At 68.0% G+C, this 11,664-nt stretch carries 9 protein-coding genes and 1 pseudogene; 3 read left to right on the forward strand and 7 right to left on the reverse strand.

The window, feature by feature from the left end:
- The first annotated feature begins 16 nt into the window (after positions 1–16).
- Positions 17–1,150, forward strand: a complete 1,134-nt coding sequence (gene serC, locus ACFHW0_RS23665) for a 3-phosphoserine/phosphohydroxythreonine transaminase (RefSeq protein ID WP_416610898.1) — start codon at positions 17–19, stop codon at positions 1,148–1,150.
- Complete coding sequence (locus ACFHW0_RS23670; protein ID WP_416610900.1) at positions 1,147–2,490, forward strand: hypothetical protein; 1,344 nt, start codon at positions 1,147–1,149, stop codon at positions 2,488–2,490. The genes serC and ACFHW0_RS23670 overlap by 4 nt, the downstream gene beginning before the upstream one ends.
- Here the strand turns inward: ACFHW0_RS23670 and ACFHW0_RS23675 are convergent.
- The 7 genes and pseudogenes from ACFHW0_RS23675 to ACFHW0_RS23705 all read right to left on the reverse strand — a co-directional run bounded on the left by ACFHW0_RS23675 (position 2,483) and on the right by ACFHW0_RS23705 (position 8,052).
- Complete coding sequence (locus ACFHW0_RS23675; RefSeq protein ID WP_416610902.1) at positions 2,483–3,670, reverse strand: MFS transporter; 1,188 nt, start codon at positions 3,668–3,670, stop codon at positions 2,483–2,485. The genes ACFHW0_RS23670 and ACFHW0_RS23675 overlap by 8 nt on opposite strands.
- 79 nt (positions 3,671–3,749) lie before the next feature.
- Positions 3,750–3,962, reverse strand: a complete 213-nt coding sequence (locus ACFHW0_RS23680) for a DUF397 domain-containing protein (protein WP_416610904.1) — start codon at positions 3,960–3,962, stop codon at positions 3,750–3,752.
- The gene (locus tag ACFHW0_RS23685; RefSeq protein WP_416610906.1) at positions 3,962–4,837 is read right to left on the reverse strand and encodes a helix-turn-helix domain-containing protein; all 876 of its coding nucleotides are present in this window, start codon (positions 4,835–4,837) and stop codon (positions 3,962–3,964) included. Before ACFHW0_RS23685 ends, ACFHW0_RS23680 begins: the two co-directional genes overlap by 1 nt.
- A gap of 163 nt (positions 4,838–5,000) precedes the next feature.
- Complete coding sequence (locus tag ACFHW0_RS23690; RefSeq protein WP_416610908.1) at positions 5,001–5,576, reverse strand: HIT family protein; 576 nt, start codon at positions 5,574–5,576, stop codon at positions 5,001–5,003.
- A 5-nt stretch (positions 5,577–5,581) separates the two neighbouring features.
- Positions 5,582–6,048: pseudogene (locus ACFHW0_RS23695) on the reverse strand (IS1380 family transposase); the annotation flags it as partial.
- Between the two features lie 130 nt (positions 6,049–6,178).
- On the reverse strand, positions 6,179–7,660 hold the full coding sequence (locus ACFHW0_RS23700; protein ID WP_416610910.1) for a tyrosine-type recombinase/integrase: 1,482 nt from the start codon (positions 7,658–7,660) through the stop codon (positions 6,179–6,181).
- 2 nt (positions 7,661–7,662) lie between these two features.
- A complete protein-coding gene (locus tag ACFHW0_RS23705; protein WP_416610912.1) occupies positions 7,663–8,052 on the reverse strand; it encodes a helix-turn-helix domain-containing protein in 390 nt (129 codons plus the stop codon).
- Positions 8,053–10,554: 2,502 nt separating this feature from the next.
- Here ACFHW0_RS23705 and ACFHW0_RS23710 point away from each other — a divergent pair.
- Positions 10,555–11,490, forward strand: a complete 936-nt coding sequence (locus tag ACFHW0_RS23710) for a replication-relaxation family protein (RefSeq protein WP_416610914.1) — start codon at positions 10,555–10,557, stop codon at positions 11,488–11,490.
- The last annotated feature ends 174 nt before the right edge of the window (positions 11,491–11,664 follow it).

The raw sequence follows: 11,664 nt of genomic DNA on the forward strand, positions 1-11,664 counted from the left end.
CTACGGAGGCATCGCCATGCCCACACGAGTACGCAGCTTCGCACCAGGGCCGTCCATCCTCCCCGACGACGTGCTGACCGAGTACCAGGCAAGCGTCGAGCACTACGCCGACACCGGGCTCGGCATCCTCGAACTGGGCCACCGCAGCGGACAGTTCGAGCAGCTCTACAACACCACGGTCGAGCGCCTGCGCGCGCTCATCGGCGTCCCGGCGGGATACGAACTGCTGCTACTACACGGCGGCGCGCGCTTCCAGTTCACGATGCTGCCCGCCAACCACCTCGGCCCGGACGCCGTCGCGGACTACCTGGTCACGGGACACTTCGGGGCGGCGGCAGCCGCCGAAGCTGCGGTCTACGGCTACGTCAACATCGCCGCCTCCACGCACTCGGACGGCTACCTGCGACTGCCTTCGCCAGCCGAAGCGTCGTTCACGCCGACCGCCCGGTACGTGCACTACACGTCGAACAACACCGAAATGGGCACGCAGTTCAAGCAGCCGCCCGGCATCCCGGCGAGTGCATGGCTCGCCTGTGACGCGTCCAGCGACCTTCTCACCCGCCCGTTCGACATCGCCCGGCACGGCCTGATCTACGCGACCTCTCACAAGAACCTCGGCACCGCCGGCATCGCGCTCGTCGTGATCAGAGCCGACCTCCTCGAACCGGTGCGCCAGCTCCCGCCCTTCCTCAGCTATCTCACGCATGCGCAAGCGGGGTCGCGCTTCAACACCCCGCCGATCAGCGCGATCTTCGTTCTGAGCCTCATGGCCGGGTGGACCATCCAGCAGGGCGGAGTCGCGGCGATGGACACCCTCAGCACCGCCAAGTCCCAGCTGCTCTACCGCACGATCGACGACAGCGACTTCTATACGGGCCTCGCCGACCGCGACAGTCGATCGAAGGTCAATGTCACGTTCGCGCTGCCGACCGCGGAGTTGGAGGACGAGTTTCAGGCAGACGCCGCGCGGCAGGGACTCGTCGGACTGTGGGGATACCGCAAGGTCGGACACCTGCGTGCTTCGCTGTTCAACGCGATCTCCCTGGATGCGGTCGGAGAGCTCGTCGAATTCATGGCGCACTTCGCCCGCGCCAAGCGGCGGCGGCTGCCCCGCCACGTGGCGGGCGGCGGAGCGCGGGTGCCGCGATGATCGTGTGGGAGAACCGCGAGCCGAGTACGGTCCTGTTGGCGCCGCCGTCACCGCCCGGTGCGCCGCACCTCGGCGGCATCTACACATGGGTACTGCTCGACGCGGCTCGCCGGACTGCCCAGTATTTCGGCGGTGATGCTCACCTGCCGCAGTCGTGGAACATGTCGAGCCGCCGCCTGGAGCCGATGTTCGGCCACGATCCGGAGGGGTTCGCCCGCTATTGCGGGCTTGCTGTCGACAGCGCCGTCGCCGCGTTGGAAGGCTTCGGCATCGTGGTGTCGCCCCATGCCGCACTACGGGATGACGACGCGTCCGTACGAGCACACGTCCAGGCCGTCATCACCGATCTGGCCAACAGTGACGTCGTCCGCTACCTGGCCGCTGAGGAGAAGTGGTGCCTCAGCTGCCGGATCGCTCTCCCGCCAAGCGTCGATGCCGAGCACTGCTTCACCTGTGGCGGCCCGCTGCGTCTGCGAACCACACGGGACTGGTTCTTGCCCGTCGACCTTGACGAGATGTTCCGTCGCGCGGCCACCGTCGAATGGGTGCCCGGCTACGGCATCCGCCGTCTGCGCAGCCTCACCGACGTCCATCCGTTGATCCGGGTCGGTCACCCTCAGCGGATTCTCGGCGTCCCTTCCCCGCTACATGACGGCGAGATCCTCGATCCGCGGCTGGTCGGTGCTCTCGGGCCAAGCCTGCTGCGCCGTCTCGGCCTTTACGGCCCGATCGTGGCCGTGGCCGGATTCGATATCCAGCGCAAGTGGCTGCTGACGCTCCTGGCCGCCAACCGACCCGACGCGTTGCCCGCCATGATCGTCCAGCACGGCACGCTGCTGGACACGGCAGGGCGCAAGCTCTCGCGCTACACCGGTGCCTCCCTCGCCGACGCGCCGGCTGACGTCGAGCCGTGCCTTGTCCGCGCGGCGCTGCTGTCGTCACCGCTCGGCAAGGATCTCCGTGCTGTCGCGCTGGCCACCGTGGGTGCCTCACGGCTGCGCGAGAAGGTGTTGAACAGTCTGCGGTACATCGGTCTACAGCGACTCCGCATCGGCGGCATCGACTTGGACGCTGCATGCGACGAGTTGCTCAGCGAGGTCGAGTCGCGGCTGAAGGCGTTCGACATTCCGCGTGCCTACGCGGGCTTCCAGCGCGCGATCCTCTCCGTATCCAGCACGCTGATCCCGATGATTCGGCGGCAGGGCATGGCCTCCCACGCCGAGACCTGCCGCCGCATCGTCTCGCTGCACAGCATTTTTTACGGCGATGACCCACGGCTGCCTGGAATGTCTGCCGGTCTCAGGCTGCGTGATGCGGACGGCGGCACAGAGCTCAGGTGAGAGCGCCCGACCGCGCCCCTTCGTGGTCGTCCGCCTGATGCGGCTGCCGTCTCCTCGGCCAGGTGAAACACGCGGCCACGACCAGCACCACCGCGGCGACGACGAAGGTCGCGTCCAGCCCGGCCGACTTCGTCACCGCGCCGCCGACGAGAGCGCCGAGTCCCGACCCGCCCAGGCCCAGAATCCGGAACGCCGCGACCACCCGGCCGATCAAGCCGTCCGGTGACAGCGCCTGTCGAGCTGAGCCGACAGCGACCGACGCGGAACTTGCCGCCGCGCCGTAGACGACGAACAGCGCGGCTATCATCCAGACGTTGCCCGCCAGCATGGCCACCAGCCACACCCCCGCCTGGACAATCATCGCGGCAGCCTGCACCTTGCGGTACGCCAAACCAGCGATCAGGCGGCGAGCATTGGCCGCAGCGACGATCCCACCTACCGCCATCGCGGCCAGCAGAGCACCGTAGGCCGCATTTGGAAGGTGAAGTGTGCGTTGGGCATAGAGCACGAAAGTCCCCATGACCATGAAGTAGCCGAAGTTGAACACGCCCATGGCGACCGCGAGGACGCGAAGGTCCGGTGTTCTGAACAGGTGGCGCATGCCTTCACGAATCGACGCCCACAACGGCTGACGGTCCGGCTGATCAGACCGCACATCGGGCACCATCCGCACCAGTGCCGCCGAGGCCAGGAACGAGACCGCGTCGACGGCGAACGGCAGGGACCGACCGACTGAGAACGTTAACGAGCCGAGAGGCGGGCCCACCAGCGACCGTCCCGCGGTGTCCAGCGCCCAGTACCGGCCGTTGACCTTGCTCAGGTCATCCCCGTCCCTGCCGATGATCATCGGGATCACGGCCTGCGACGCGGCGTCGAAGAAGCACTGGGCGACACCCACCGCGAAGACAACCGTGATCAGCAGCGGAATGCTCGCCCAGCCGAGCGCCAGCGCCGCGACAAGCAGCCCGATCAGCGCCGCGCGGACGAGGTCGGCGATCACGAGCACTCGGCGGCGTGGCCACCTGTCCGCGAGCGCTCCAGCAGGCAGTCCGAGGGCCAGCCACGGCAGGTAGAAGGCCGCGCTCACAGCGGAGATCGCCAGCGGATCGGCTGTCAGGGTCGAGGCCAGCAACGGTGCGGCGGCGATGAACGCTCCGTCGCCTGCTACGGAGACAGCCACCGCAGCCAACAGAGGGCGGATCTGACGCCGCCGGTCGGCAGCATCCGCCGACCGGTCCGATGGTGCTGGCGGTGTGCCTTCAGGCTGTGGGGAGGCCGAACTCACCGTTGCCCACGCCATGCAAGAACGCCGTCCACTCGTGTCGTGTGAAGACCAGGACAGGGCTGTCGTCAGAAAGTTTCGAGTCCCGCACCCCCACCCCATCCTCGACGAAGGCGGCCTCTACGCAGCCCGTATCGCCGCTCACGTTGCTCTTTCGCCACGCCGCGCCTGCGAACCTCACTGATGTCATCAGCTGCCTCCCACTCCGGGAACGATGGCGTCGAAGCGCTCGAACTCAACATCGAGAGCATTGAGGTATTCAACGGCATGATTGCCGTGCAGTGCAACGGACTTCAGCCCCGTGAACGCCTTCTCAAACCGGGTGACGGCAGCCTCCTCGCTGAAATAGCAGTCACCTCCGGGCGACTCGATCCACACGGTGCGAGGGCTGAGGCCGGACCGGAAGTCGAAGATGGTGAACCCCTGAGCTGCTACGACCGTGTGCTGCGCGCCGATCGGGACGACACCGAGCTCGATGTTGGGATGGCCCACCAAGCCCGTCAGATGCTGGATCTGACCTCGGGACACCTCGACCGGAAACGCACGGAACAGCAGAGCTCGAGCGTCCACCACGACCACGAAGCGAGGCGCGTCAGGTCCCTCCAGCGTCTGCTGTCGCGCCATGCGCACGTCGGCGATGTAGTCCGGGCTTCCCGCACCGACCGCGACCGCCATCGCGTGGGCGTAGGCTCGGGTCTGCAACAGGCCCGGCACCACGACCGGCTGATACTGCCTGATCTCCCGCGTTGTCGACTCCAGGGCCGCGACCGCTCCCTGTCTCCGTCCCCAGCCGCCGGCACTCGTGATCCAGGACCCCTCGCCGTTATCTTCCGCGGTCGCCGCCAGAAGTTCAGCACGGATGTCGGGATCGACCCCGTAGAGGCCGAGCAACCGGTCTACGTCCCGAACGGTGAATGCCGTCGTTCCGGTCTCGATCCGGGAGACCTTCGACTGCGACCACTCGAGCGAATCCGCGACGCGCTCCCCGGACAACCCCAGGTTCTCGCGTACTCGACGCAGCTCAGCGCCTACTCGGTAGCGTTGAGGCGACCCGCGAGTACCCATACGTCAGCGACTCCATGCGCACGTGCATAAACTCCTCGGACAGTACAGCACCGGTAGCGCCGAGGACCAGGGCCGGCTCTCTGTCAAGCTCGCGCGAGCTCAGGCGACGTGAGCGGTCGACCCGGGTAGAGCGTCCGGGGGCGGGCTGTTTGCCGGCGTTTGATCACTTGCGAACCCGGGCCGAAGCCCGTCTGGCAAGGTGCCGGCCAAGCTTCGCCGTGAGCTGCAAACGTTCGCTGAGGGGCACCTCGGAGGACTTGGCGCTGTTGAAGTCGTCGCCTACATACCGCGGGATGATGTGCCAGTGGAGATGGAAGATGTCTTGAGCGGGAGGTCCCAGGTTGAGCCGCACCGTCGTCCCGCTGGCACCGAACGCGGCCTTCACCGCCTGCGTCGTTGCCTGAAGCGCGGCCAGCATGGGGGCTGCCTTCTCGGGCGGCACGTCGGCGATGCCGCCGAAGTGACCTGCTGGGACGAGAAGCATGTGACCTCTGTTGTTCGGCCGCTGGTGAAGTGCCGGAAAGACAACGAACTCGTTGTTGACGGCAAGGCAGACCCCAGGATCGGTAACGCCAGCCGTCACCGAGCAGAACACGCACGACAGATTCAAGATCGCGATCGCCTCCCGAAGCGGGGTTTCGCACCATCCTCCCCGATGGGCTGACGTACGCGGCGGATGGATGCACGTGTCTTGGCGCCCGAGGGTTAGCTTGATCTTCAACCTGCTGAGCAGCGACATCGACTCAGTGTCAGCTCAGCGCCGGCATGTGGGCGTTCACGATGGACCAGGAACCGGGTGCGCTGCGGCCAGCCGCAGCCTCGAAAGGCCGGGTGATCTCGCAGACCTCGGCGTGTTTCCGCAGGTGCCCGTCGGTGTCGATGGCGGGGATCCAGTCGTTGGGAGCCTGGATAGCGGCCCGGACTGGTTCGGTGATTGCGGCGCCGACGGACAGTCGGATGTCCAGGTGGTGCTGCTCAGGCAGACAGCGGATGTGGCGTGTAACCCGTGGCTAGAGTCGGCCGCATCGCTGTTGGCAGGATCGGGGTGCCGTGAGCTTCGGATCCTGAGCGAGGGCTTGGTCCAGGGCTGTGATGTGGTCGGCGGTGGTGTTCGAGGCCCGGTCCTGAGGCAGCATGCCGGCGAGGGCTTCGCCGGAGTTGTCCAGGAAACAGGGCAACGGGTTATAGCCGAAGGTCGGCCGGGGTGCCCTGCAGCGATGCCGCTGTAGGGCACCCCGGCCGAGCCTTTCGAACCGGCAGGCAGTCGGGTACCCGCGTGTGGGACGACGCGGCAGGGACGGCAGCCAAGGGTTGCCGTCCCTGCCCGGTGGGCGTTGTCGGTTATGCGGCGGGTGGACGTCGGCGGCGGGGAAGGAGCTTGGCGGCGGCTTCGGCCTTGGCGCGTTCGACGTCGAGTTCGGCCATGACAGAGGTGTAGGTGTCGGTCATGGTGATGGAGGAGTGGCCGAGGAGTTCCTGGATGTCCTTGAGGTCGGCGCCGGCTGCCTTGAGGTAGGTGGCGGCGCAGTGCCGTAGGTCGTGCAGTCGGATCGGGGGTAGGTCGGCGTCGCGGACGAGCGCCTCGAATCGGTCGGTGACGGCGTTGGGGTGCCAGGGCTGCCCGTCGGGTTGGACGAAGAACAGTCCGGTGTCGGGCCAGGTGGTGCCGGCGGCGAGTTTCCACTGGGCGCGGCGGGCGTGGTGGGCGCGCAGTACGGCGCGGGTGACGCCGGCAATCGCCATCACCCGGTTGCCGGCGTCGGACTTGACCTTCTTGATCACGGGCGTGTAGCCGTGTGTGGCCATCTGTTGGGTGACGCTGACCAGGGAGTTGTCGAGGTCGACGGCGGCGTCGGTGAGTCCGACGGCCTCGCCGCGACGAAGGCCGCGGTGCAGGATCAGCGTGAACAGCGGGTAGAGGGCGATGTCGTGCTCCTCGGCGTGGTCGAGGAACTCGCCGGCCTGCTGCGGGGTCCACACCATGACGGGGCTGGGTCGCTCGCCGGTGTCGCGCCATCTCTGGACGGCCTTGGCGGTCCAGACCCGGGCCTTGGGGCGTGTTCCGGAGGGCAGTTCGATGTGGGCGGCGGGGTTGAAGTCGATGAGTCGGTTGTTGCCGCGGCGGATCGCGTCGTTGAGTGCCTTACGCAGGGTGGCGCGGATGCGGTGCATGGTTGCCGCGCCGGTGGTGCGCTGGCCACGGACGGTGGCGCGGATCCATGGCTTGTCGCTCTGCCGGGCGATCTCGATGGCGGTGCTGCGGTCGGCGATGGCGGTAAACATCGCCTCGATGTGCTCGACCCGCAGTTTCACCAGGGGGATGGCGCCGAGGTGCGGGACCAGGTGGATGCGGATGTGCGACTCGTACGCCAGCAGGGTGTTGGGTTGGACGCTGCGCAGGTTGCGTCGGGCCGCCAGCCAGGAGTGCAGGTATTCCCCGACGGTCGTGGTGACGGTGGCGGGCAGCCCGGCCCGGACCCGCCGGGCGATGGTGTCGCGCTCGGGGAGCGGGGCGCCGGAGGTGAGGGCGAGGAGCATGTCGGCGATCTCGGCGGCGACGGCCGCGTCGTCGCCGGCGAGGGCGAGGAGTGCCTTGGCGTGGTCGCGGTCGGTGGTGGCGGCGTCGCGGGTGTCGAAGGTGCTGCGGCGTAGTTGCCGGCGGGGTTTGCCGGGGTGGGTGGGTAGTTCGAGTTGGTAGGCCCATCGGCCGTGGGTGGGGCTCCACGCCCCACCCGAGCGGCGAAGGTGCGGGCAGCGGTTGCCGAGTTTACGGCCGTCGCTGTCGCGGCAGGAGCAGCGTTTGAAGACGGTTCCTTCCGCCATGATCAGGTGTTTCCTTCCGTGGGGGTGTGCGGCAGCCGGCGGCTGCGGATTCTGTCCGGGGTGATCCACGCGTGCCTTTCGCCCGTGATCAAGTCGCCGGCCGGTGGTGGGGGCGAGGGCTCGGGCCCGTGTGCGGCGGGCAGCTGCAAGGCGCGGAGGATGGCTGCGACCGGGACTCGGTAACGGCTGCCGAACCGCAGCACCGGAACCGGGAAGTGGCCGCGCTTGGCCAGGTCGTAGGCGACGGATCGGGACAGGCCGAAGATCCGGGCCGTAGTGGCCAGGTCGGTGACCGGGCCCAGAGCGCGGATCCGGTCCGCGGTCCATGTGTCGTCGGAGCCATCGCTGACCGGGTGGGCAGGAGGTACGTCGGGTTGTTCAGGGGCGGTCATCTCGAGGTGGTCCCTTCGGTGATCAAGACAGGTGAGGTGGCGGCGGTGTCGCCGCGATGGGCGTGGGCGGCAGTGAAGAAGGGGTAGGCCGGTCGGTGACCGAGCCCGCGTCGGACGGTGACGACGCCTGCGGCTCCTCCTGGGAACGAGGCCGGTCAGGGTTGGCCCTGAGCTCCACGTCCCCCCGCTCGCAGCGGCGCATGGCGTTGTCCCGTTCGGGTCTCGCCGCTGGGTACGCCTGCGCTTGGCGCTCGGTCTTTCATCCGTGGGCGCCGATGCTCGGACACCGTGTAGCGGTGCCTGTTGATGGCACGGCGGGCGCTGACATGTCAGTCGCCGTGGTGTCTCGTCGATGACATGTCATCGCGCGGCCGTGTCACTCGGCTCGCGCCGGCCATGGCCGTGTCTGACAGGTCGTGCCGGTGGACGGCCGCGGCGATGGTGTTGTCCATGCCCGGGCCATGATTCGTGGCGGCCGGGGGCGGTGGCGTCCTCGCCGCGCGTCCAGGCGCTGCTCATGCCAGCATGGCCATGTCGGCGGAGGACCTGGCCAGGCGGTCATGGATGCTTGTCTGACACCCGTGGCAGAGCGACTATGAGGGTGTCAAGGCCCTGCTCAACGACCCTGCATGCGCCAATGTCAGCGACCGCAGTCGATGACCTCATGTTGAGGACGCGAGGTCGTCACTCGTGTCAGACCTGACGGCCGGCATGCCGTGGCACCTGGCGTCGGCCGTAGCGGCCGTGTCAACGCCTTGATGTCCATCGGTGCTCTCCGCTGACATCTGGTGTGGCTGTTGGCGTGTCACACGTGCCCCGCCATCTCGTTTCGGATGACACCACCAGCACTGTCGTGCCATCACGTCCGCAGCCATCGGCAGGCTTCTCTGATGCGCGCGTGGTGGCTGACACGCTTGTCCGGCCGCCGGCGGTCGACCCTCGCCTCGGCCGCCGCCGGAGACTGCCTGACGGCGACGACGACGACATGTCACGAGCGGCCGAACCAGCGGCCCGGCGATCGTGGTGACACCGGCGCCTGATAGCGGCAGGGTCGTAAATCTTCCGACACCCCCAAACCGGGCTTTGTCAGCTCTGGCGAACGCCCCCCTGGTCTGACAGAGGCCTGACAATCTCCGACAGGGCGGCGGGCCAAGCTGACAGTCCAGCTAGGAGGCATGTTGACCTTGCCCACCCGCCTGCCTTCCGGCCGAACTCCGCCATTATGGCTATCTCTGATGTTGGAGACATAGCGGACGTCTGACGCACTGGGTGATTCAGGGAGCGTAAGGAGAACACCGGGCGGTGGCAGTGACGAGGGAAACCCCAATCAGGGCATGGGCATATAGCGGCTGAACTGCTCTGACAGATTTTGTCGGACCTCTGTCAGACCAGGGGGGCGTTCGCCAGAGCTGACAAAGCCCGGTTTGGGGGTGTAGGAAGTTTCGACACGGCGGCCATCGGGTTGGACCAGACCTACGTGACGGAGACGTCCGGCATCTGCCGGCGCTGGTCATCCGCGCGTCCCGGCTGCCAGCCCCTGAAACGCTGGATCCGCTGCCCGTCGACCCGTGCGAGGGGCCAGTCGTGCTGTCACTTGGCACGCCGACCGCAGCTCCTCGCCGGTCCGGTGGCCTCGCCACTCACCCCGCACTCATCCACGACCCCGATCGGCGAGACGAAGCCATCGCCGACGGCGACTACCAGTACCCCTCTGCCTGACTAACCTTCCGACCGTTTCCCTCGGCAGGCCCGTCCAGGTCGGTCGAGGCTTACCACCCGAACCACGAGCCCGCGAGACTTCGCGCGGCCGGCACGGTCGACCGCCCCACCCCACTCACCTTGGGCACCGCCGAATCTGTCACCAACAACGCCCGGTGACAGAGCCATGACCCGCGACGTCTGACAGAGGCCGCCGCTTCTGCGAGACCAACGACCCGGTTCCGTCAAAGAGCCCGCCGCCTGACAGAGGCCGCCGCTTCTGCGAGACCAACGACCCGGTTCCGTCAAAGAGCCCGCCGCCTGACAGAACCTGACCCGATTTGCCAGCGCCTTCATCGCCCCTCCGCCCGCCGGACCGGCCGATGTCTGGGGACCGCCCGCCAACACACACCCGTCCAGTGCGCAAACGAGCACGTTGACCCAGTTTCCGTCCCTCATTCACGCCGGCAGCGCCACGACCGAACCGCGCGGAGGTGTCGCGGCCCCACACCAGCGGCACCCGGTGCCCACGCAACTCACAGCGCCGAGCCGTCATCTCGTTTTGCGCGCTGGCGGCCGGCGCCTTTTCCTTCGCCGGCCTGACAGTAGGTCCGGCCCGGTGAACCGTGCCGAGGTCAGTTGCGGCGTCAGTGCCTGCCTCCGTTGCGGGGTCGTCCTTGAACCTGACCCGGCAACTGACCCCTCACTCCACTCACACCGCAGCACACGCCGCCACTGACCAGATTCCTCCCAGCCCAGAGAGACCTTCCGGTCTATCTCTCACCCCCGCAGGAGACACCGACCATGTCCGATCAACTGCTTCGCGCCCAGTCCATGCTGACCGCCCGCGACCACGTGCTGCTCGGCTGGCTGACAGACCACGGCGTGCTGACCACGCCACAGATCGCCTACGCCCTGTTCCCGTCGCTGGACTTCGCCCAACGTCGGCTGCGCCGGCTCCACGACGTCGGCGTCATCGACCGGTTCCGGCCGTTGAAGACCGACGGCGGCTCGTACCCGTACCACTGGGTCCTGGACCAGCTCGGCGCGGAACTCGTCGCCGTGGACCGCGACCAGCCGCCACCACGGCCCAGCCAGACCAAAGCCCGACGCCGCCGCTGGACCGTCGCCCGTGTCCTGGACCACCGGCTCGGCGTCAACCAGTTCTTCACCGACCTCGCCGGCCACGCCCGCGCCCACCCCGACCACGAGCTGCTTCGCTGGTGGCCGGAGGCGCGGTGCGCCGACCTCGGGGTCTTCGCCAGGCCCAACTCCGACGTCGTACTCCAGGTCAGTCCCGCTCCGATCCATCCGGACGGCCACGGCATCTGGACGGCAGGGGACCGGCAGGTGCCGTTCTTCCTCGAGTACGACACCGGCACCGAACCCCTGACCGAACTCGTCCGGAAACTCGACGCCTACCACTGGATGGCCCGCAAAGGGGGCCCGAAGTGGCCGGTGCTGCTGTGGCTGCACTCCGCCGAGCGCGCCCATCACCTGCACCAACGGTTGGCCGAGGAGACGCTGATTGTGCCGGTGGTTACGGGCAGCCGCGACCACGCCGCGCGGGCCGCTGTCGGCCCCGCCGGGCCGCTGTGGCGGCTGCACGGCCACCCCGGTCTGCTCACCCTGGCCGACCTCGCCGACGCGCTGCCGCACCTGCAACACCCCGACGACAAGCCTGACGCGTTCGGTCACCCCTTCGCCCCACGCCAGAAGGTCGAACGGTCGCAGGGCTGAATTCACGCCCACCACCGCCCGCGCGGCCCGGAACAGCAGGACCGTGCACCGGGCATCGAGCCTCTTTCCCGACGTCAGCAGCACCTGCCGACCCTCGTCGGTGCCGCGCCTGTGCGGCGATCCGAACACGGAGCCGCCGAGCCGAAGCTGCAACCCCTGATCCGCCGCCGCGCA

Origin of the sequence: Micromonospora sp. LOL_025, from assembly GCF_048060285.1 — a bacterium.
Classification (GTDB): domain Bacteria; phylum Actinomycetota; class Actinomycetes; order Mycobacteriales; family Micromonosporaceae; genus Micromonospora.

Coding starts and splice junctions, on each gene's coding strand:
- serC (WP_416610898.1), top strand. CDS start 17: ATGCCCACACGAGTACGCAGCTTCGCACCAGGGCCGTCCATCCTCCCC.
- ACFHW0_RS23670 (WP_416610900.1), top strand. CDS start 1,147: ATGATCGTGTGGGAGAACCGCGAGCCGAGTACGGTCCTGTTGGCGCCG.
- ACFHW0_RS23680 (WP_416610904.1), bottom strand. CDS start 3,962: ATGACATCAGTGAGGTTCGCAGGCGCGGCGTGGCGAAAGAGCAACGTG.
- ACFHW0_RS23685 (WP_416610906.1), bottom strand. CDS start 4,837: ATGGGTACTCGCGGGTCGCCTCAACGCTACCGAGTAGGCGCTGAGCTG.
- ACFHW0_RS23690 (WP_416610908.1), bottom strand. CDS start 5,576: ATGTCGCTGCTCAGCAGGTTGAAGATCAAGCTAACCCTCGGGCGCCAA.
- ACFHW0_RS23700 (WP_416610910.1), bottom strand. CDS start 7,660: ATGGCGGAAGGAACCGTCTTCAAACGCTGCTCCTGCCGCGACAGCGAC.
- ACFHW0_RS23705 (WP_416610912.1), bottom strand. CDS start 8,052: ATGACCGCCCCTGAACAACCCGACGTACCTCCTGCCCACCCGGTCAGC.
- ACFHW0_RS23710 (WP_416610914.1), top strand. CDS start 10,555: ATGTCCGATCAACTGCTTCGCGCCCAGTCCATGCTGACCGCCCGCGAC.